This is a genomic window from Streptomyces sp. NPDC012510, assembly GCF_042955065.1.
Classification (GTDB): Bacteria; Actinomycetota; Actinomycetes; order Streptomycetales; family Streptomycetaceae; genus Streptomyces.
On record NZ_JBIBEN010000002.1, the window covers coordinates 404244 to 423536 of the forward strand.

At 71.4% G+C, this 19293-nt stretch carries 19 protein-coding genes and 1 tRNA gene; 12 read left to right on the top strand and 8 right to left on the bottom strand.

Annotation, left to right across the window (positions count from 1 at the left end; translation table 11 throughout):
• Positions 1-289: 289 nt before the first annotated feature.
• A complete protein-coding gene (locus tag ACFY9I_RS04615) occupies positions 290-2215 on the top strand; it encodes an EAL domain-containing protein (RefSeq protein ID WP_390996592.1) in 1926 nt (641 codons plus the stop codon).
• Here ACFY9I_RS04615 and ACFY9I_RS04620 read toward each other — a convergent pair.
• Both ACFY9I_RS04620 and ACFY9I_RS04625 read right to left on the bottom strand, forming a co-directional pair.
• Positions 2206-3321, bottom strand: coding sequence for an MsnO8 family LLM class oxidoreductase (locus ACFY9I_RS04620; RefSeq protein ID WP_390996595.1), 1116 nt, complete (start codon positions 3319-3321; stop codon positions 2206-2208). The two genes, ACFY9I_RS04615 and ACFY9I_RS04620, sit on opposite strands and share 10 nt — an antisense overlap.
• Before the next feature lie 302 nt (positions 3322-3623).
• Positions 3624-4250 carry a TetR family transcriptional regulator gene (locus ACFY9I_RS04625; RefSeq protein WP_390996598.1) on the bottom strand — a complete coding sequence of 209 codons (627 nt, stop codon included), beginning with the start codon at positions 4248-4250 and terminating at the stop codon, positions 3624-3626.
• 48 nt (positions 4251-4298) lie between these two features.
• On the opposite strand from ACFY9I_RS04625, the gene ACFY9I_RS04630 reads away from it, so the two are divergent.
• Positions 4299-5036 (top strand): 2-oxoglutarate/malate transporter, encoded by a 738-nt coding sequence (locus ACFY9I_RS04630; RefSeq protein WP_390996601.1) that lies wholly within the window; start codon positions 4299-4301, stop codon positions 5034-5036.
• Positions 5037-5199: 163 nt separating this feature from the next.
• On the opposite strand, the gene ACFY9I_RS04635 is transcribed toward ACFY9I_RS04630, so the two are convergent.
• Both ACFY9I_RS04635 and ACFY9I_RS04640 read right to left on the bottom strand, forming a co-directional pair.
• A complete protein-coding gene (locus tag ACFY9I_RS04635; protein WP_390996604.1) occupies positions 5200-5931 on the bottom strand; it encodes a decarboxylase in 732 nt (243 codons plus the stop codon).
• On the bottom strand, positions 5928-6737 hold the full coding sequence (locus ACFY9I_RS04640) for a decarboxylase (protein WP_390996607.1): 810 nt from the start codon (positions 6735-6737) through the stop codon (positions 5928-5930). Before ACFY9I_RS04640 ends, ACFY9I_RS04635 begins: the two co-directional genes overlap by 4 nt.
• Before the next feature lie 163 nt (positions 6738-6900).
• Between ACFY9I_RS04640 and ACFY9I_RS04645 the strand changes: the two genes are divergently transcribed.
• Both ACFY9I_RS04645 and ACFY9I_RS04650 read left to right on the top strand, forming a co-directional pair.
• Positions 6901-7860 (top strand): NAD(P)-dependent oxidoreductase, encoded by a 960-nt coding sequence (locus ACFY9I_RS04645; RefSeq protein ID WP_390996609.1) that lies wholly within the window; start codon positions 6901-6903, stop codon positions 7858-7860.
• A 45-nt stretch (positions 7861-7905) separates the two neighbouring features.
• Positions 7906-9306, top strand: coding sequence for an amidase (locus ACFY9I_RS04650; RefSeq protein WP_390997020.1), 1401 nt, complete (start codon positions 7906-7908; stop codon positions 9304-9306).
• A gap of 162 nt (positions 9307-9468) precedes the next feature.
• On the opposite strand, the gene ACFY9I_RS04655 is transcribed toward ACFY9I_RS04650, so the two are convergent.
• Positions 9469-9963: a DUF3830 family protein gene (locus ACFY9I_RS04655; RefSeq protein ID WP_390996612.1), complete on the bottom strand. Its 495-nt coding sequence runs from the start codon at positions 9961-9963 to the stop codon at positions 9469-9471.
• 191 nt (positions 9964-10154) lie between these two features.
• Between ACFY9I_RS04655 and ACFY9I_RS04660 the strand changes: the two genes are divergently transcribed.
• The 8 genes from ACFY9I_RS04660 (at position 10155) to ACFY9I_RS04695 (ending at position 15620) form a co-directional block, all read left to right on the top strand.
• Positions 10155-10520, top strand: a complete 366-nt coding sequence (locus ACFY9I_RS04660) for a hypothetical protein (protein ID WP_390996615.1) — start codon at positions 10155-10157, stop codon at positions 10518-10520.
• A gap of 40 nt (positions 10521-10560) precedes the next feature.
• On the top strand, positions 10561-11043 hold the full coding sequence (locus ACFY9I_RS04665; protein ID WP_390996617.1) for a hypothetical protein: 483 nt from the start codon (positions 10561-10563) through the stop codon (positions 11041-11043).
• A 201-nt stretch (positions 11044-11244) separates the two neighbouring features.
• Positions 11245-12180 carry an ectoine/hydroxyectoine ABC transporter substrate-binding protein EhuB gene (gene ehuB / locus ACFY9I_RS04670; protein ID WP_390996620.1) on the top strand — a complete coding sequence of 312 codons (936 nt, stop codon included), beginning with the start codon at positions 11245-11247 and terminating at the stop codon, positions 12178-12180.
• Complete coding sequence (ehuC, locus tag ACFY9I_RS04675) at positions 12177-13013, top strand: ectoine/hydroxyectoine ABC transporter permease subunit EhuC (RefSeq protein ID WP_390996622.1); 837 nt, start codon at positions 12177-12179, stop codon at positions 13011-13013. The genes ehuB and ehuC overlap by 4 nt, the downstream gene beginning before the upstream one ends.
• A complete protein-coding gene (gene ehuD / locus ACFY9I_RS04680) occupies positions 13010-13660 on the top strand; it encodes an ectoine/hydroxyectoine ABC transporter permease subunit EhuD (RefSeq protein ID WP_390996625.1) in 651 nt (216 codons plus the stop codon). The genes ehuC and ehuD overlap by 4 nt, the downstream gene beginning before the upstream one ends.
• A 10-nt stretch (positions 13661-13670) precedes the next feature.
• Positions 13671-14459 (top strand): ectoine/hydroxyectoine ABC transporter ATP-binding protein EhuA, encoded by a 789-nt coding sequence (ehuA, locus tag ACFY9I_RS04685; RefSeq protein WP_390997022.1) that lies wholly within the window; start codon positions 13671-13673, stop codon positions 14457-14459.
• 213 nt (positions 14460-14672) lie between these two features.
• Positions 14673-15431 carry an IclR family transcriptional regulator C-terminal domain-containing protein gene (locus tag ACFY9I_RS04690; RefSeq protein WP_390996627.1) on the top strand — a complete coding sequence of 253 codons (759 nt, stop codon included), beginning with the start codon at positions 14673-14675 and terminating at the stop codon, positions 15429-15431.
• A gap of 115 nt (positions 15432-15546) precedes the next feature.
• Positions 15547-15620 (top strand) — tRNA-Lys (locus ACFY9I_RS04695).
• A 55-nt stretch (positions 15621-15675) separates the two neighbouring features.
• On the opposite strand, the gene ACFY9I_RS04700 is transcribed toward ACFY9I_RS04695, so the two are convergent.
• From ACFY9I_RS04700 to ACFY9I_RS04710, 3 genes are all read right to left on the bottom strand, one after another.
• Positions 15676-16329 carry a response regulator gene (locus tag ACFY9I_RS04700; protein WP_390996629.1) on the bottom strand — a complete coding sequence of 218 codons (654 nt, stop codon included), beginning with the start codon at positions 16327-16329 and terminating at the stop codon, positions 15676-15678.
• The gene (locus ACFY9I_RS04705) at positions 16314-17552 is read right to left on the bottom strand and encodes a sensor domain-containing protein (RefSeq protein ID WP_390996632.1); all 1239 of its coding nucleotides are present in this window, start codon (positions 17550-17552) and stop codon (positions 16314-16316) included. The genes ACFY9I_RS04700 and ACFY9I_RS04705 overlap by 16 nt, the downstream gene beginning before the upstream one ends.
• A gap of 71 nt (positions 17553-17623) precedes the next feature.
• Positions 17624-19270, bottom strand: a complete 1647-nt coding sequence (locus tag ACFY9I_RS04710; RefSeq protein ID WP_390996635.1) for an AMP-binding protein — start codon at positions 19268-19270, stop codon at positions 17624-17626.
• Between the last annotated feature and the right edge of the window lie 23 nt (positions 19271-19293).

Genomic DNA, 19293 nt, shown 5'->3' on the forward strand with positions numbered 1-19293 from the left:
GCGAGGAGGAGGCCGGATGACCCGAGTGGCCGACAGCCCGAAATACTCACGGAACGTCACGACCGATCGACGCAGCGGGCAAGCCGATCAGCTCGCGGCAGAAACGATCTGTCAGATCAGGTCGTTGTTCAGGGAGACTGGGGAGTGGCTAGAAGGGCCCGGGGTCAGCCTCTATGATCGGCACACTTTCCTGCACGGACACGGCTTGAGCGCCCCGACGTACTTGTTCGGCCGCTCCGACGACACAGATGAGATCCGTACGAAAACGAGTGCACTGCGGGAGCGAACGGTGAGCGGAACGTCCCAAGGGCCGGCGCCCGCGGCAGACCTCGCCCGGCCGACGATTACAGAGCGTCACGTCAACGCCACGGCTCCGTCGGGTGAGGAGAGTCCCTCGACACCGGCCGCGTTCTCCGTCGCGCCGCTCGCCATGGCCGTCGTCGACCGGGACGGGCTGGTCCTCACCGCCAACGGGGCGATGGGGACGCTGCTCGGAGCGGGCGCGGAGACACTGGTGGGGCGGGTCGCCGCCGAGTTGGTGGACCTGGCCTCGGACATCCGTACCTGGCACGCGTACCGCGAGGTGCTGAACGGGCGGCAGGCCCGGCTGCGCTGCACACGCCGGCTCAAACAGCCCGACGGGACCTGGTTGTGGGTCCAGGTGTCGGTGGCACCGCTGCCCGAGGAGGAGCGGGCGGTGCTCCTCTCGGTCGACGACATCAGCGCCAACCGCCAACTCCAGGCCCGGCTCCGCCACCTGCAGATGCACGACCCGGTGACCCGCCTCCCCAACCGCACGCTCTTCTTCGAACAGCTCTCCGCCGCCCTGGAACGGGAGGCCTACGACGACGAGGCCGGCACCGGCCGGATCGGTCTGGTCTATCTGGACCTGGACGGTTTCAAGGCGGTCAACGACACGCTCGGCCACCGCGTCGGCGACCGGCTCCTCGCGGCCGTCGCCGAGCGGCTCACCGAATGCGCCGACGCGGCCGCCCTGCACCGCACCGCGGGCACGGCGGCCGGGGCGCCACTGGTGGCCAGACTCGGCGGCGACGAGTTCGCGCTGCTCGTGGAGGACTCCACCGGCACGGAACAACTCGCCGACCTGGCCGACTCCGTCCTCAAGGCGCTGCAGGCGCCCTTCGACCTGGCCGGCCAACGGCTCTCCGTCTCCGCCTCGATCGGGGTGGTCGAACGGCAGTCGGCGAGCACGACGGCGACCGGACTGATGCAGGCCGCCGACACCACGCTGTACTGGGCCAAGGCCGACGGCAAGGCCCGGTGGACCCTGTTCGACCCGGAGCGCAACGCCCACCGGATGACCCGTCAGGCCCTGTCCTCCACCCTGCGGGCGGCCGTCGGGCGGGGCGAGTTCGTCCTGGAGTACCAGCCGCTCGTGGGCATGGCGGACGGTGAGGTGCGCGGGGTCGAGGCGCTGGTGCGCTGGCATCACCCCCAGTTCGGCCTGTTGACGCCGAATCGGTTCATCTCACTGGCCGAGGAGGACGGCTCGATCGTCCAGCTCGGGCGATGGATCCTGGCCACCGCCTGCCGGCAGGCCCGCCGCTGGCAGGTCGACCACCCGGACCGGCCCCCGATCTTCGTCAGCGTGAACGTGGCCGTCCGCCAGGTCTGGGACTCCGACCTGGTCGCCGACGTCGCCGAGATCCTCGCGGAGACCGGTCTCGCCCCGCACCTGCTCCAGGTGGAGCTCACCGAGTCCGCGCTGATGGGCTCCGCCGGCCGTCCCCTCCAAGCCCTCCAGGCCCTCAGCGACATGGGCGTCCGTATCGCCATCGACGACTTCGGCACCGGCTACTCCAACCTCGCGTACCTCAGCCGGCTGCCGGTGTCGGTGCTGAAGCTGGACGGGGCGTTCGTACGGGGGTTCCAGTACGACGGCGGTGAGGAGAACGGGGCCCCCGCCGGGGCCCCCACCGGCGCTCCCGTGGCTCCCACCGGCGCTCCCGTCGGCGCCACCGTCGCGGACGCCGGGCAGCCCAACCCCGCCGACGAGATCATCGTCGAGGCGCTGGTCCAGCTCGCCCATCGGCTGGGGCTGACCGTCACGGCGGAGGGCGTGGAGACCGACGCGCAGGCCTCCCGGCTGCGCCGGCTCGGCTGCGACACCGGGCAGGGGTGGCTGTACTCCCGCGCGGTGTCGCCGGAGCGGATCGCGGAGCTGCTGGGCGCCGCGGCCTGTCCTCAGGCCTGAGGGGCGCCCTCGTCACGGGGGATGCGCGGCAGGTCGTAGGCGTCCGCGATCAGTTCGTAGGAGCGCAGGCGCAGCTCGGCGCTGTGGGCGTGGGTGGTGAGCATCAACTCGTCGGCGCCGGTGCGCTTGCGCAGGTCGTCGAGGCGGGTGCGGACCTCGTCGACGGTGCCGTGAGCGACGTCCGCGTTCCAGGAGTCGATGAAGTCCTGTTCGATCACGCTGAAAGCGTGCGCCTCCGCCTCCTCCGGCGTCGGGACGAGACCGGGGCGACCGGTGCGCAGGCGGACCATGTTGAGCGCGGCGGCCCTGACCTGGCGGCGGGCCTCCTTCTCCTCGTCGGCGGCGAGGGCCGAGACTCCGATCAGCGCGTAGGGGGCGTCGAGGACCGGCGAGGGGCGGAACGACTCGCGGTACAGGTCCAGGGCCGGGATGGTGTTGCGCGCGGAGAAGTGGTGGGCGAAGGCGAAGGGGAGGCCGAGGGAGCCGGCCAGGCGGGCGCTGAAGCCGGAGGAGCCGAGCAGCCAGACCGGGGGGCGGTGCGGGGACTGGACGCCGCCGGGCGAGGTGGCCTGGATCGGGCCGGGGACCGCGTGGACACGGCGGTAGGGGTGGCCGTCGGGGAAGTCGTCGTCCAGGAAGCGGGTCAGCTCCGCGAGCTGTTCCGGGAAGTCGTCGGCGCCCTCGTGGAGGCGCGACGAGCGGCGCAGGGCGGCGGCGGTGGCACCGTCGGTGCCGGGGGCCCGGCCGAGGCCGAGGTCGACGCGTCCGGGGGCCATGGCTTCGAGGGTGCCGAACTGCTCCGCGATGACCAGGGGGGCGTGGTTGGGGAGCATCACGCCGCCCGAGCCGAGGCGGATGCGGGTGGTGTGGGCGGCGAGGTGGGCGAGGATCACGGCCGGGGAGGAGGAGGCCACGCCGGGCATGGAGTGGTGTTCGGCCACCCAGTAGCGGTGGAAGCCGCGGTGTTCCGACTGGCGGGCGAGGGTGACGCTGGTGCGGAGGGCGTCCGTGGCCGTGCGGCCGGCGCCCACCGTGACGAGGTCCAGGACGGAGAGGGGGGCCGGGGCGGTGCCCCTGGCTTCGCCTCGTATCTCGTCTGCGGTCACGGCGGGGCCTCCTGCGCTGCGTGCGGTGGTGGGTACGAGTGGGGTAACAGGAGGGTGGCTCCGGTTATTCCTCGCCCCCGTCGCCCCTACCCGTACCCGCCCCGTCCCCAGGCCGCCCTTCGGGCTCCCGACCTCGACCTCGACGTGGTGGCCTGTCGCTCATGCGCCCTGCCGACCTTCTCACTGTTGGGCCGTGGAGGTCCGCAGGGCACATGCTCGACCACTCAGGTCTGGCACTGCGCCGTGCCGGCAGTGGACCAGCCGCTCCAGGCGGCCCCGTCGGCACGAGCGGGAGGGCGGGGTCAGTTCAGGAGTTCGCGGGCCAGCGCTCCTCCCCACCACTGCTCGACGCGGTCGGGGGACCAGCCGCGTACGGCCGTGAGCTCGGTGTAGACGTCGATGTTGCACAAGGCCCCGTAGACGTCCGCGGCGAACCCCACGTCCAGGCCCTGCTGAAGGACCCCGGCCGGCCAGGAGGAGAACACCTGGACCCGGGCCTCGTCAGCACGCCTGCGGCTGTCGCGGTAGAAGGTCGCGAGCTCCGGTTCGCTGCGCCCCGCCTCGCGCACCAGGGCGATGACGTCGCCCGCGCGTTGGAACAGCCGCCTGTCGAAGGCGGCCATCGCCGCCAGCTGGCAAGCGGGGTCGGCAGCCGGGTCCTCCAGTTCCGCGACCAGTTGCGCCACGTCGGCCGACAGGTCCGCCGCGTCGGCCAGCGCCCGGGTCAGTCCTGTCTTGTTCCCGTACGTCGCGTAGACGGTCGGTACGGAGACCCCGGCCTCACGTGCCACATCCCGAACGGTCGTCGCCGCCCAGCCCCGGGTGACGAACAGCCGCCGTGCGGCACGGGCGATGTCCGCGCGTGTCTGCTGCGCCTGCGCTGTCCGGCGCAACGAGTCGTAGCGGCGCCGGACCGGCTCATCGCTCACAACGACAGGCCACCTTCCCATTGGGCTTACGATGCTTATAGTGAATATATGTTACGTCAATCACCTTGGTCGGTCATCCCCACCCCGGGCTTCCTCCGCCTCAGTGGAATCGCCGCACTCGGCTTCGCCTTCCTGATCGTCATGGGCAACGTGATCGTGGTACCCGCCGGTCTGCCGCGCACCGGCGCCCATGTCGATTCCGTCGACGCGTTCTTCCGCACGGAGGGCCATCTGGTCGGCCTCGCATCCATGCTCACGCCCGCCGCCTGGGTCCTGGCCACGCTGTTCGGTGCGGGCGCGGTCCGCGCGCTGTGGCGCTCCGAGCGGGCCCGTCACGAGGCGTGGTCGCTGCTCGGGTTCACCGGCCTCATCCTGCAGAACTCCGCTTTCGCCGGAGTCATCGCGATTCGTCTCGCCCTGGCGTCGACGGCCGCGGACGGCACCGAGGGGTCCGCGGGGCTGTGGGCTCTGCACGACGCGCTCTTCACTCTCAACGGCACCTTCCTGGCCCTCGCCCTCGTCGGCCTGTCCGTCGGAGGTCGGCACGCCGGGATCATCAGGCCCTGGCATCACGTCCTGGGGCTGCTCTCGGCAGCCCTGCTGTTCACCTCGGCCACACTCACGCCTCTGCTGATCGGCCGAACCAGCCCGCTGGGCCTCCTCGGTCTCGCCGGCTGGCTCCTGTGGGTCATCTGGGTCGTCGCCTACGGCATCGTCCTGATGCGCCTGGATGGGGGTACGCGCTCCCACGAGGCCGCTCGGCAGGCCCACGGAAACGCCCGGTGACGGCTAGCGCCATCCACAGGACCGCTTTTCACGGCATCGCGCCGGGCGGTGACGGAGTCGGGCTCGGGGAAGCACTCGCTGCGGGGGGTCGCCGAGGAAGACGGCGCTCGGCGGGCCGCAAGGGTCCCCGCGCCCCTTGGGGGCGCGGGGAGTGGGCCGGTGGTCAGACCTGCACGATCGGCTCTCGGGTGAACAGGGCGCCCAGCTCGGGGGCGTTGACCCTCCTGTCCGTCAGCCTCAGGGCCTCCCAGACGGAGACCTGGTTGGCGGTGAGGACCGGCTTGTCCAGTTCCTTCTCCAGGGTGGGGATGTGGGAGGCGGTGTGGAGGGCCGTGTCCGGGAGCAGGAGGGCGTCGGCGTCGGGGTGGTCGGCGGAGCGGGCGAGGGCGAGGGTGTCGTCGAGGGTCCAGGTGCCCACCTCGGCCGCCGTGATGATGCCGGCCCCTCGTACGGAGAGGACCTCCACACCCGCCGCCGCCAGGAAGTCGACGAAGAGGCGGGCGACGTCGTCGGGGTAGGTGGCCGCGACGGCGACGCGGGTGGCGCCGATCTCGCGGGCCGCGTGGGCGAAGGCGAAGGAGGTGGAGGAGGCCGGCAGGCCGGCGGCGCGGGCGAGGGTGCGGACCTGGTCCTGGGCGCCTTCGTAGCCGTGGACGAAGCTGCCGCTGGTACAGGCCCAGACGACGGCCTCCGCGCCGGACAGGCGGAGGGCCTCGCAGCCGGCGGCCAGGCGTTCGGGGGCGCCCATCTCCCGCAGGGCGTCCACGCGGTGCGCGTCCTCGCCGATGTCGGTGTGCACCACGTCCACCCGGATGTCACTGCCGAGCAGTTGTTCTATACGCGGATAGTCGTCCTCGGCGGAGTGGCCCGGGTAGAGGAAACCGAGTGCGGTCATGCCCAACCTTCCTGTTCTTCCGGCAGTACCGGCGGTGGCGGAACGGCGCCCGCACCGAACGTCTGCCTGGCCGACTCGTCGAGCAGAGCCTGGTACGGACCCACCGCCCGGGTACCCAGATGACGCAGTGCCGCCCAAATCGTCACCTGGTTGGCCGAGATGACGGGCATACGCAGTTCCGCTTCCAACTGAGGGATGACGTCGTACGTGGGGAGGTTGGTGCAGGAGATGAAGAGGGCGTCCGGCGTCGTCGTGCGGACCGCGCGGTGGGCCATGGCGACCACATCGTGGTACGGGACCTTCCAGATGTGCCGGACCAGGCCGAGCGAGGCGCGCCCGGTGACCAGGATGCCCGCCTCGGCCAGGTACTCCTCCAGGGACTGGGTCACCGAGGCGGTGTAGGGGGTGACCAGGGCGATACGGCGGGCGCTCAGTTCGGCCAGGGCGGCGAGCATCGCACCCGAGGTGGTGACCGCGTGCGCGGCGCCCGCCCGGATCATCGCCTCGCCCATCGCGCGCTCCCCCGCGACCCCGCCGACGAAGCTGCCGCTGGTGCAGGCGTAGGCCACGATCTCGGGCGCGACCTCGTTCAGGGCCCGTACCGCCTCGTGGAGCGTCTCGTGCTCGGAGACCAGGCGGGCCAGGTCCAGGCTCACCTCGACCGGGACGTACGGGGTCCGGGTGAGGTGCAGGGAGACGTCGTCCGGGACCCACCGCCACAGCTCGCGGTCGAGGGCGAAGTCGAACGGGGCGATGACACCGACGCCGCGTTGCGGCCGGGGTCCACCGAGGAAGGAGACGTTCATGACAGCCACCGGCCTCACGGAGAGAGATGTGCGGACGACAGACCGTGCGCAAGTCCGTGTTGACGAAGGTAGGTTCGGGTGCGAGCGTGGTCAATCAGTGCATGTCACACGCATCTCGTGGGGCCGGTAGAGCCGCTTCCGATTGTGAGGGGTTGCCTTCGCCATGACCTCGACTCCCCGACCCACCCTCCTCGTCCTCGACGCCGAGCCACGCCCCCGGCTCGGGCGGCTCACGGGCCGGGCCTCGATCGAGTACGCCGACGCCTCGACGCTGGCCGAGCGGCTGCCGTCCGCCGATGTGCTGCTGGTGTGGGACTTCACCTCCCACGCGGTACGGAAGGCGTGGCCGGGCGAGGGGCCCCGGCCGCGCTGGGTGCACACGGCGAGCGCGGGCGTGGACCATCTGCTGTGCCCCGAGATCGCCGCCGCCGAGGGCACGGTGGTCACCAACGCGCGGGGCGTCTTCGAGGCCCCGATCGCCGAGTACGTCGCCGCGCTCGTCCTTGCCATGGCCAAGGATCTGCCGCACACCTGGGAGCTGCAGGGCCGCCGGGAGTGGCGGCACCGGGAGACGCTGCGGGTGGCGGGCGGCCGGGCCTGCGTGGTGGGCTCGGGGCCGATCGGGCGGGCGATCGCGCGCTGTCTGAAGACCCTGGGCCTCCACACGGCCCTGGTCGGGCGGGTCGCCCGTGCCGGTGTCCACGGTCCGGAGGATCTCGACCGGCTGCTGGCCCGCGCCGACTGGGTGATCGCCGCCGCGCCACTGACGGAGGCGACGTACGGCATGTTCGACGCCCGGCGGTTCGGGGTGATGCAGCCGTCCGCGCGGTTCGTCAATGTGGGGCGTGGGCAGCTCGTGGTGGAGGACGCGCTCGTCGAGGCGCTGCGCAGGCGGTGGATCGCGGGGGCGGCACTGGATGTCTTCGAGCGCGAGCCGTTGGACCCCGACGACCCGCTGTGGGAGGTGCCCGGGCTGATCGTCTCCCCGCACATGAGCGGGGACACGGTGGGGTGGCGGGACGAACTCGGCGCCCAGTTCGTGGAGTTGTTCGAGCTGTGGGAGGCGGGCAAGCCGCTGCCCAACGTCGTCGACAAGCAGCGCGGGTACGTGCCCGGGCACTGAACTCCCCTGGAGGGGCGCATGCCGGAGCCGACGCAACCGACAGAGCTGACGCAGCTGACGGAGCTTTCCGCCGTACGACTGGTCGAGGGATACCGCAAGGGCCAGTTCAGCCCCGTGGAGGTGGCGCGGGCGGCGCTGGAGCGGGCCGAGCGGGTGCAGCCGGAGGTGAACGCGTTCGTGCGGATCGACGCCGAGGCGGCCCTCGCGCGGGCCCGGGAGTCGGAGGAACGCTGGCGGCGTGGGGAGCCGGTCGGGGCGGTCGACGGGGTGCCGGTCACGGTGAAGGACATCCTGCTGATGCGGGGCGCGCCGACCCTGAAGGGCTCCAGGACCATTTCCGTGCAGGGGAGTTGGGACGAGGACGCGCCGTCCGTGGCCCGGCTGCGGGAGCAGGGGGCCGTCTTCCTGGGGAAGACCACGACGCCGGAGTTCGGCTGGAAGGGCGTCACCGACTCGCCGCTGAGCGGGGTGACGCGCAATCCGCATGACCTCTCGCGTACGGCCGGGGGGTCCAGCGGGGGTGCGGCGGCGGCCGTCGCGCTGGGGGCGGGGCCGCTGGCGCTGGGCACGGACGGGGGTGGCAGCGTGCGTATCCCGGCCGCCTTCTGCGGGGTGTTCGGGCTCAAGCCGACGTACGGGAGGGTGCCGCTGTATCCCGCGAGCGCGTTCGGCACGCTGGCCCATGTGGGGCCGCTGACCAGGGACGCGGCGGACGCGGCTCTGCTGCTGGACGTCATCGGGGGGTCCGACGCGCGGGACTGGTCGGCGCTCGGGCCGGCGCCCGGGTCCTTCGTGGACGCGCTCGCGGGTGGGGTGCGAGGGCTGCGGGTCGCGTACTCGGCGTCGCTGGGCGGGCAGGTCGCCGTGCAGCCGGGCGTCGCCCTCGCGGTGCGGCGGGCCGTGGAGGGGCTCGCCGGGCTGGGGGCGTACGTCAGCGAGGCCGACCCCGACTTCTCCGATCCCGTGGAGGCGTTCCACACGCTGTGGTTCAGCGGGGCGGCGCGGGTGACGCAGCGGCTGAGGGCGGAGCAGCGGGCATTGCTGGATCCCGGGTTGCGGGAGATCCGGGAGATCGGGGCGCGGCTGTCCGCGTTGGACTATCTGGCGGCGGTGGATGTGCGGATGGACCTCGGGCGGCGGATGGGTGCGTTCCATGAGCGGTACGACGTCCTCGTCACGCCCACGTTGCCCGTTACGGCGTTCGAGGCGGGGGTGGAGGTGCCTCGGGGGGCGGGGTATCGGCGGTGGACGGGGTGGACGCCGTTCACTTACCCCTTCAACCTGACGCAGCAGCCGGCGGCGAGTGTTCCCGTGGGGGTGGACGGGGACGGGTTGCCGGTGGGGCTTCAGGTGGTCGCGGCCCGGCATCGGGATGAGCTGGTGCTTCGGGTGGGGCATGCGTTGTACGAGGCCGGGGTCGCGGGGGTGGCTCCGGCTCGCCTCTGAGTTCTCGCCCCCGCCGCCCCTACCCGTCCCATCCCAGGGGCTGCGCCCCTTCGACCCCGCGTCGGTTTGTTCTTCGGATGCGGGTGGCGTGTGGTTCCTCGCGCAGTTCCCCGCGCCCCTGAAAAGGGGCGCGGGGAACTGCGCTACCAGCCGTCAGGCGCTCTACGCCCGGCGGAACCGTAGCGTCTCCCCCGCTGCCCCCGTTCGCCACAAGTCGTTGCACGCCTCGGCCATGTCCCCCAGGCCCTCGACCACCTGCCCCCACACGATTCCCGGCACCCAGCCCACATCCCCGTTGAGCAGCAGGTTGTTGCGCTCGTAGAAAAGGGCCAGGTCGACGAGGGTCGTGCCGGGGCGGACTTCGTCGTCGTAGCCGTAGGCGTTCGTGGCCAGTTCCGTGCCGGCGAAGGAGAAGTAGCAGAGGTCACCCGGGATGGGTGTGACCGTCGGGTTCTCCAGGGGCGGTTCGTGGGCGGCGAAGGGCGGGAAGAGGGCGTAGATCTCGTTGCGGGCGTACTTGGCGTGGTAGACGTCGCCGGCCAGGGGCAGGGCGTCCCACACCGCCGCGCAGGTGATCGGCGCGCGCTCGTCGAGCAACCGGGCCGTGCAGCGAACCCCGCGCCGGTCGAGCGCGACCTCGATATGCCGTTCCGCCATGGACGACGCCTCCTCGCAGTACGTCCGTCATCTGCTCCTCCCACCGCGCCTGCCCGGCCTCACTCGATTCAACCGGGCCCGTGCGTCGCACTTTCGTACACCTCCCGAAGAGGCGATTGCATGCGCTCCGAAACGGTGCGAACAATTTTCGAACCACCCATCGGACCGCCCATCGGAGGAGGGATATCGGCATGGCCAGGAAAAGGTCCGCACTCGGAATTCTCGCGGTCTCGCTCAGCGTCGGAATGGTGTGCGGAGCGTTTTCGCCCGCGCAGGCCGCGACCGTGAGCAAGAAGTGCGGCGGCGGGCCCGGCAACTGCAAACTGACCAAGTACCACCCGGCCAAGGGGACGGTCAAGGTCACGGTCGACAACAGCGGTGACGGCGCGATGCTCTACGGCTGGGACATCCGCCACAAGGGAAAGATCAAGTGCTTCGGTGAAATCCGCGAGAAATGGAAGACACCGAAGACGTTCACCTGCAAGAACATGCCCAAGGGAAAGCTGACCCTCACCATGCCTTACCGGAAGGGCACCGCCATCAGCATGAAGTGGTGAATGGCGAATTCCCCCCACACCTGCTCCAGAAGGAGAGAGAATGCCTTCTCGTACGACACGCACCATCGGCGCCCTCACCGCCACCGGCATCGCGCTGAGCGCCTTCGCCGTGGGCCCCGCTCAGGCCTCCGATCAGGCCTCCGACCGGGCGGTCACCGCCCCCAAGGTCACCGCCCCCAAGGTCGCCGCCGCCAAGGGCAAGGTGATTCGGATCAAGGGCAAGCTGCCCGGGTGCCGGGCCCACGCGGTCGTCAGCGTGACGAAGAAGACCGCGTCCGGCTATGCGCGGGCCACCTGCGAGTACGGGTCGACCCATATCCTCGTCGGTCTGCTCAGCGTCAACAACGACAAGCTGAAGTCGACGACCAAGCGGCAGCGTGGCGGCAAGACCGTGACGTCGAAGACGCTCAAGCTCGGCAACCCGAAGGGCACGCAGAAGATCTGCATGATCGGCACCTGGAACTATCCGCTGGCCGAGCAACCGCAGTACCGCAGCGAGGCACGGGCCTGCGTGAAGTACTGAGGGCCGGAGTGCGCGGGGCCTGAACGGCCGCGGCCCGCCTCCCCCCTCGGCCCGGCCGGCCTCCCCCCTCCGCCCGCCTCCCCCTCGGCCCGGCCGGGCCCGGTGTTCCTTCTCCCCCTCTGGACACCGGGCCCGGCCGGACCCGTGAAGGACCGGAAAAGAACTGGCATAGCCGTTGCCGTGTCGGGTAGCCGCGCGGCCATGGTTCGAGTGCACGCACACGACGAGAAAAGCCGACGATCGGGCAGACCCGGCATACCCCGCCGCACGCTGCTCACCGGCACCGCCGCCCTGGTCACCACGGGCGCGATGGTCGGGGCGAGCAGCGGGTGCAGCCGTGTCGCCACCGCCGACACCGGGGACGGCGGGCATCTGCTGGAGCAGTTGCGGGCGCGGGGGACCGTACGTCTGGGCATCGCGGGTGAGCAGCCGTACGGATACATAGGCAAGGACGGCGAGATCACCGGCTCCGCCCCGGCCATCGCCACGCGGATCTTCCGCAGACTCGGGATCGACCGCGTCGAACCGTTCCCGACGGAGTTCGGTTCGCTGATCTTCGGGCTGAACTCCCTGCAGTTCGACGTGGTCGCCGCCGGTATGTACATCAACCCGGAGCGCTGTGAGCAGGTGCTGTTCGCGGATCCCGAGTACCAGATGAAGGACGCCTTCATCGTGCCCAGGGGGAATCCGAAGAAGCTGCGAACCTACGCCGACATCGCCCGGACCGGGGCGAGCATGGCGACCGGTATCGGCTACGCGGAGATCGACTACGCCGAAGAGGCCGGGGTGAAGAAGATCGACACCCTGCCGGACCAACTGGCCGGTCTCCTCGCCGTCGAACAGGGTCGCGTCGACGTGTTCGCGGGCACCGCGGTCACCGTGCGGAACGTGGTCGAGCAGACCGGGAGCACGAAGGTGGAGGCGACCGACGAGGTCACCCCGTATGTGGACGGTGAACCGGTCGTGGACGTCGGGGGCTTCGCGTTTCGGATGCCCGAGCGGAACCTGCGGGACGCCTTCAACCGCGAGCTGCACAAGATGAAGCGGAGCGGCGAGCTGCTGGAGGTCATGCGGCCCTTCGGTTTCACGAAGGACCAGATGACCGACATCAAGGCGGAGGAGAAGTGCCGCGCATGAGTGCCATGAACGAGGTGAACGCCGCCGGCGTCCTCGACGACTTCAGCTTCAGTTCCGGCCTGTGGGAACTGATCCTCCGAGGCGTGTGGATCACCGTCCAGTTGACCGTGTACAGCGCCGCCCTCGGCGCGGCCGTCGCCTTCGCGGTGGGGCTCGCCCGCCAACACCGGCTGTGGATCGTGCGGTTCGTGGCGGGCGCGTACTTCGAGATCTTCCGCGGCACCTCCGCCCTGGTCCTGATGATCTGGGTGTTCTTCGTGGTGCCGCTGACCCTCGGCTGGCAGCTCGTCCCCATGTGGGCCGCCGTACTCACGCTCGGCTGCACGTACGGCGCCTACGGCTCGGAGGTCGTGCGCGGCGCGGTGGCCGCGGTACCGGCGGCGCAGCGTGAGGCGGGGGTGGCGCTGAGCTTCACGCCTGCGCAGCGGCTGCGGAAGATCGTGCTCCCGCAGGCCTGGCCGGAGATGGTGCCGCCCTTCAACAACCTGCTCATCGAGCTGCTGAAGGGCACCGCCCTGGTGTCCGTGCTGGGCGTCGCCGACATCACCTTCGCCGCCCAGCTGGTGCGCAACGCCACCGGGCAGAGCGCCCCCGTCTACACGGTGATCCTCGTCATGTACTTCGTCCTCGCCTTCCTCATCACCCGGGTGATGCGGCAGGTCGAGCGCAGGGCCAAGGCCGGTGTCGGCCGTGCCCCGGCCGGGGGCGTGCCCCAGCCGCGCAAGGCCGTCGCCGGGCGCCCCCAGGACCTGGCGGGCGCGGGTGCCGGAACCGGCGCGGGTGCCGGAGTCCCGGGCGCCGCCAAGACGTCCGCCCCCGGAGGTGCCGCGTGAACTGGAACTGGTCCACCCTGGGCGATTTCCTGCCCGCCTTCCGGGACGGCGTACTGGTCACCCTCCAGGCCCTTCTCGGGGGCACGCTGCTCGCCTTCTCCCTCGGCCTGGTCTGGGCCCTCGCCCAGCGCTCCTCGCTGAAGGTGGTGAGCTGGCCGGTCAAGGCGGTCACGGAGTTCATCCGCAACACCCCGCTGCTCGTGCAGCTCTTCTTCCTCTTCTACGTACTGCCCGAGTGGGGTCTGACCCTGTCCGCGCTGGCCACCGGCGTGCTCGGTCTCGGGCTGCACTACTCGACGTACACCGCCGAGGTGTACCGCGCCGGCATCGACGGTGTGCCCGCCGGCCAGTGGGAGGCGGCCACCGCGCTCAGCCTGCCGCGCACGCGCACCTGGACCGCGGTGATCCTGCCGCAGGCGCTGCGCCGGGTCGTGCCCGCCCTCGGCAACTACGTCATCGCGATGCTGAAGGACTCGCCGATGCTGATGACCATCGGTGTGCTGGAGATGCTCGGCGAGGCCCGCCAGTTCGGGTCCCAGAGCTTCCAGATGAACGAGCCCGTCGTGGCCGTCGGTATCGCCTTCATCCTCATCGCCTATCCCGCCTCCCTCCTCCTGCGAGCCCTGGAGCGTCGTCTTGTCCGCTGACACCCCGCTGATGAAGGAACCGGACGCCGAAACCGGCACCGGCGGCGCCCCTGCCTCCGACCGGGCCGAGCTGATCCGCTTCGAGAACGTGACCAAACGATTCGGCAGCAACACCGTGCTGGACGGGCTGGACTTCTCCGTCGACGCCGGCAAGCACGTCACGCTGATCGGCCCGTCCGGCTCCGGCAAGACGACGATCCTGCGGCTGCTGATGACGCTGGCCAAGCCCGACGAGGGCACGATCACCGTCGGCGGTCAGCGGCTCTTCCCGGCGAGCGAGAAGCAGTGCCGTGAGGTCCGCAAGAACATCGGGATGGTGTTCCAGCAGTTCAACCTCTTCCCCAACATGAAGGTCCTGCGGAACATCACCGAGGCTCCCGTCACCGTCCTCGGGCTCTCCAAGGACGAGGCCGAGGCGCGCGCCCGCGAACTGCTCGACATGGTCGGGCTCGCCGACAAGTGCGACGCCTATCCGACGCAGCTCTCGGGCGGGCAGCAGCAGCGGGTGGCGATCGCCCGCGCGCTGGCGATGCGCCCGCAGGTGCTGCTTCTCGACGAGGTGACGTCCGCGCTCGACCCCGAGCTGGTCGCGGGCGTGCTCGATCTGCTCAGGGACATCGCCCGCACCACCGACATCACGATGCTCTGTGTGACGCACGAGATGAACTTCGCCCGTGACATCTCGGATCAGGTTCTGATGTTCGATTCTGGCCAGGTCATCGAGTCGGGCAGCCCCGAGAAGATCTTCGGCAACCCCACACACGAACGTACGCGCGAATTCCTCGGCGCGGTCCTCTGACTACGGCGAGTGAACGGGCGAACGGGTGGGAACGTGCGAGGTCCGGTCGCCGTGCCATGCCTTTGGCATATGCCAGAGTGCTGGTCCGGCTGTTGAGAGGCTCGGATGCGCCCTGAAATTCTCGCGAACAACCCCTCCACGCACGCTCCTTGGGCCGTATCGTGGGACACGGCAAGCTGTCCGAAAACGGCCCGAGAAGCGCAGGGGGAAACCGTGGCGCTCAAGCACGAGCCGACCGCGCCGTACCACTCGGCCCAGGACGCGCTCCGCGTCCTGGAGACGGTGGCGCGGCACGCAGGTGGCGTCACCGACGCCGAGATCGCCCGTCGCACCGGTGTCGGCAGCGAGCGGTTGACCGCGCTCCTGCGGATGCTGCGCCGCGAGGGGTACGTGGAGCAGACCACCGACGGCGCCTATGTCACCGGAGCCGCACTCGCCCGGCTGGGCTCCGCGCAGGGACATGACCAGGCCCTGCGCGAGCAGCTCCAGCACACCCTCGACCGGCTGCGCGACTCCGTGGGCGCCGCCGTCTACGTCACCCGCTATCTGGACGGGGAGATCCAGGTGACCGGCTGGGCCGACAGCCCGGCCATGCCCGCGGTCCACGAGTGGGTCGACTTCCGCTCCTCCGCCCATGCCACCGCCTTCGGCAAGGGGCTGCTGGGCCAGCTCGACCTCAACGGGCGCCGCGACCACCTCGCCCGCCACCGTCCGGCCCGGCTCACCGCCCGCACGATCACCAACGAGAAGGTGCTGCTGAGCAAACTCGACGCCCAGACCCCCACGGTCCCGGTCCTCGACCTCCAGGAGTACGCGCAGGGCACGGTCTGCGCGGCCGTCCCCATCACGGCCGGGTCCTCCGTCGGCTGCCTCGCGCTGTCGCTCCCGCTGGAGCACGCGCACCGGCTCCGTTCGGCGGCGAACACACTGAACCGGGGAGCGGCGCCCGTGCTGCTGTCCCTGGCGATCTAGCCACGGGGAGTTCTCCCGAGATCCAGCTCACGTTTAACTGGTCGAGGGCACCCTCACGGACCAGGTAGTATTTTCTCTGTCGCCAGCCGCCGAAGGCGGAAGGGCGACAGAGTCTGCGCCGCTAGCTCAGTTGGTTAGAGCAGCTGACTCTTAATCAGCGGGTCCGGGGTTCGAGTCCCTGGCGGCGCACAGAAGGAAGGCCCCTCGCTCCGGCGAGGGGCCTTCCGCATGCGCCCGCGGGCCGTCACGCCCGCAGGTACGCCAGCACCGCCAGCACCCTGCGATGCGTGTCCTCGGCCGGTGGCAGGTCCAGCTTCCCCAGGATGTTGCCGATGTGCTTGCCGACGGCCGCCTCGGTGACGACCAGCTCACGGGCGACCGCCCCGTTCGACTTCCCCTCGGCGACCAGCGCCAGCACCTCCCGCTCGCGCGGGGTCAGCGCCGCCAGCGGATCACGCCGCCTGCGCAGGAGCTGCCGTACGACCTCGGGGTCGACGACCGTACCCCCGGCCGCGACCCCCTCCACCGCCTCAGCGAACTGCTCGACCTGGCCGATGCGGTCCTTGAGGAGATAGCCGACGCCGGTGCCGTCGCCGGTGTCCAGCAGCGCGGCGGCGTAGGCCCGTTGGACGTACTGGCTGAGGACGAGCACGGGCAGCACCGGGTCGGCGGCCCGCAGGTCGAGGGCAGCGCGCAGGCCCTCGTCGCTGAGGCCGGGCGGCATGCGTACGTCGGTGACGACGAGGTCGGGGCCGTACGACGCCACGGCCGCCCTCAGCGATTCCGCGTCCCCGACCGCCGCGACGACCTCGTGTCCGAAGCGGGTCAGCACGCCGACGAGCCCTTCCCGCAGCAGCACGCTGTCCTCGGCGAGCACGATCTTCAACGCTGCGGGCACGGGATCTCCAGAGTCAGGACGGTCGGGCCGCCGACCGGGCTGTGGACGGACAGTGTCCCATCGATCACCGCGAGCCGGTCTGCGAGTCCGGTGAGGCCCGTGCCCCGCGCGGGATCGGCACCGCCCGTGCCGTCGTCCCGCACCTCCACCCGCAGCCGTCCGCCCGCGTACCGCCCGCTGAGCCACACCCGGCCCGCCCCGCTGTGCTTGGCGACGTTGGCGAGCGCCTCCCGGACCGCGAAGTAGGCCGCCGATTCCACGGACTCGGCGAACCGGGGAAGATCCACGTCCACCTCCACCGGTACGGCGGACCGATCGGCCGCGTCGGCGAGGGCGTCCGGGAGACCGTAGTCGGCGAGGACCTGGGGATGGATGCCGTGGATCAACTCGCGCAGCTCACCGAGGACTTGGTCGGCCTCCCGGTGGGCGGCGGCGAGCCGGTCGGCCAGTTCGGGCGGGGCGTCGAGCCGGGCCAGGCCGAGGATCATGCTCAGGGACACCAGGCGCTGCTGGGCCCCGTCGTGCAGATCGCGTTCGATACGGCGCCGCTCGGCCTCGAAGGCCGCGACCAGCCGGGCCCGCGATCTCGTCACCTCGGTCAGCCTCCGCTCCGCCTCCGCCTCGCTCGGCGCGAGCAGCAGCCGGGCGAGCGCGGCGCGGACCCGCGCGTAGCGGACGAGGGGCCACAGCAGCGCGAGGAGGAGGACGACGCCGGCGGCCGTGCACAGCAGGGCCTGGCCGTAGGAGTCGATCAGCCAGAGCTTGGCGATCCGCGCGTCCCCGCTGGCGCTGCTGGTCGTCGCCAGTTGCACGGGCGCTCCGATCATCGCGCCGGGCACGCCCAACGCGACGAACAGCACGACCACGTCCAACGGCCACAGCACGAACGCGAGCAGGGCCGTGTACGCCAGCTCCCGCCAGGTCGCCCGCTCGGTCAGCCGCAGCCGGGCCCAGGCGGCGAGACCCGGCTCGGCCGGGGTGGCGTGCGGGTCGGGCGACGGCGGGGTGCGGGTGAGAGCCAGCCGCCGCCGTTCGAGGGCGCCGACGGGGATGCCCGACAGGACGGCCACGGCGAGCAGTGGCAGGCCCACGAGGACCGGGGCCAGGACCAGGCCGAGGATGCCCAGGACCAGGAGCACCACCAGCAGGGGGGCGCCGACGAGCACACCGCTCAGCAGATAGGCCACCGCGCGCGGCACATCCCGTACGACTGTTCGGATCATGGGGTCACGGTAGGCGGGGGTGGTGGGCGGCGGCCATACGCGCAGGCGGTGTCCGGGAGGTATGCCCAGCCCTACCTCGTGAGCAGCTCCTCCCGACCGTGCGCCCGGTACTCCGTCACCAGCCGCGCCAGGGCCACCGCCGAGAACCTGTGGTACGCCCACTTCCCCGGCGGGCGCCACCAGACCGGGTCCGGGCAGCGGAAGCCCTCGCGGCGGAGGGTGGCGCGTTGGATCTTGTTGGTGGCGGTGACGGGCATGGACGGGACGACGCGGACGAAGCGGGGTGCCATCTTGGTGCCCAGGTCCGGCTGGTCCAGCAGGAAGGCGGCGAAGCGGCAGGGGTCGAAGGTGCCGGCGATGGTCGCCATGACCTGGTCACCGGCGACGGGGTCGGGGACGGCGTAGACGGCGACGGCCTCGGCGCCCTCGTAGCGGGCGAGGATGTTCTCGATGACGGCGGCGGCGAGGTTCTCGCTGTCGACGCGGAGGCGGTCGTCGGTGCGGCCGGCGAAGTAGAGGAAGCCGTCCGGGTCGCGGTAGAAGAGGTCGCCGGTCCAGTACCAGCCGTCGTGGCGGCGGACCGCGTCCGCCTCGGGGTTGCGCCAGTAGCCCTCGAAGGGGTTGCGTCCCCGGTTGACCAACTCCCCTATGGCCTCGGCGCCGTTGAGGAGGCGTCCCGCTTCGGAGAGGAGGGCCGGCGGGCACTCCTCTCGGGTCTCCGGGTCGACCACCGCGAGGTCGTCGCCGGGTGCCGCCCGCCCGATCGCGCCCGGCGGTGTCCCGGGCGTCCGCTGGATCGCCGCCCCGCCCTCGGAGGAGCCGTACCCCTCCACGAGACGCACCCCGAACCGCTCCTCGAAGGCCGCCGCGTCCACTGCCCCGGCCTCGGTGCCGAAGCCCATGCGCAGCGGGTTGTCGCGGTCGTCGGGGCGGGGCTCGGTGGCCAGGAGGTACTGCACGGCGCGCCCGACGTAGGTGAAGTACGTGGCCCGGTACGCCCGTACGTCGTCCAGGAACCCGGAGGCGGAGAAGCGGCGGCGGAGGGCGACGCCCGCGCCGGCCACCAGGGCGGGGGCCCAGTCGGCGATGACCGCGTTGCCGTGGAACAACGGCATGCAGAGGTAGTGGACGTCGTCCGGCCGTACCCCGAAGCGGTCCACCAAGGCCCGGCCCGCCGCCGCGAGCCGCCCCTGGGAGCAGATCGCGGCCTTGGGGGCGCCAGTGGAGCCGGAGGTGAAGTAGAGGAGGAGGCGGTGGGCGGAGGTGGCCCGCGTCGGGTCGGGCTCGGCGCCCCGGTAGGGGGTGAGGAGGTCGGCGTAGGCCTGGGTGCCGGTCACCATGATTTGTACGTCCGGGAGTTCGAGGCCCTCGACGAGCGGCAGGTGAGTCCGCTCGGTGATCAGTACCCGGCACTCGGTGTGGAGGATGTCGCGGGCCAGTTCGGGGCCCCGGCGGGTGGGGTTGATCCCGGCGACGGCGGCGCCCGCGAGGGCCGCCGCGCTCAGCCACAGGGGGAACTCGGGGGTGTTGTCGAGGAGGACACCGAGATGGGGCTCGGCGGCCGGTGGCAGGAGGTCGGCCAGCAGTGCCGCTCGGGCGGCGGCTTCGGCGGCGACCTCGTGATGGGTCAGGACCTGTTCCTCGAACCACAGCCCGGGCCGGTGGTCGTCCCACCGGTCGGCGACGAGCTGTGCGACCGTGCGCCTCGTGGACTCCATGTCCGCGCAGGCTAGTTGACGCA

Excerpts from the sequence above, each read along its gene's own strand:
- ACFY9I_RS04640 (WP_390996607.1), bottom strand. The coding sequence starts at position 6,737 with ATGAACGTCTCCTTCCTCGGTGGACCCCGGCCGCAACGCGGCGTCGGT.
- ACFY9I_RS04645 (WP_390996609.1), top strand. The coding sequence starts at position 6,901 with ATGACCTCGACTCCCCGACCCACCCTCCTCGTCCTCGACGCCGAGCCA.
- ACFY9I_RS04630 (WP_390996601.1), top strand. The coding sequence starts at position 4,299 with ATGTTACGTCAATCACCTTGGTCGGTCATCCCCACCCCGGGCTTCCTC.
- ACFY9I_RS04655 (WP_390996612.1), bottom strand. The coding sequence starts at position 9,963 with ATGGCGGAACGGCATATCGAGGTCGCGCTCGACCGGCGCGGGGTTCGC.
- ehuC (WP_390996622.1), top strand. The coding sequence starts at position 12,177 with ATGAGTGCCATGAACGAGGTGAACGCCGCCGGCGTCCTCGACGACTTC.
- ehuA (WP_390997022.1), top strand. The coding sequence starts at position 13,671 with ATGAAGGAACCGGACGCCGAAACCGGCACCGGCGGCGCCCCTGCCTCC.
- ehuB (WP_390996620.1), top strand. The coding sequence starts at position 11,245 with ATGGTTCGAGTGCACGCACACGACGAGAAAAGCCGACGATCGGGCAGA.
- ACFY9I_RS04710 (WP_390996635.1), bottom strand. The coding sequence starts at position 19,270 with ATGGAGTCCACGAGGCGCACGGTCGCACAGCTCGTCGCCGACCGGTGG.
- ACFY9I_RS04635 (WP_390996604.1), bottom strand. The coding sequence starts at position 5,931 with ATGACCGCACTCGGTTTCCTCTACCCGGGCCACTCCGCCGAGGACGAC.
- ACFY9I_RS04705 (WP_390996632.1), bottom strand. The coding sequence starts at position 17,552 with ATGATCCGAACAGTCGTACGGGATGTGCCGCGCGCGGTGGCCTATCTG.
- ACFY9I_RS04660 (WP_390996615.1), top strand. The coding sequence starts at position 10,155 with ATGGCCAGGAAAAGGTCCGCACTCGGAATTCTCGCGGTCTCGCTCAGC.
- ACFY9I_RS04665 (WP_390996617.1), top strand. The coding sequence starts at position 10,561 with ATGCCTTCTCGTACGACACGCACCATCGGCGCCCTCACCGCCACCGGC.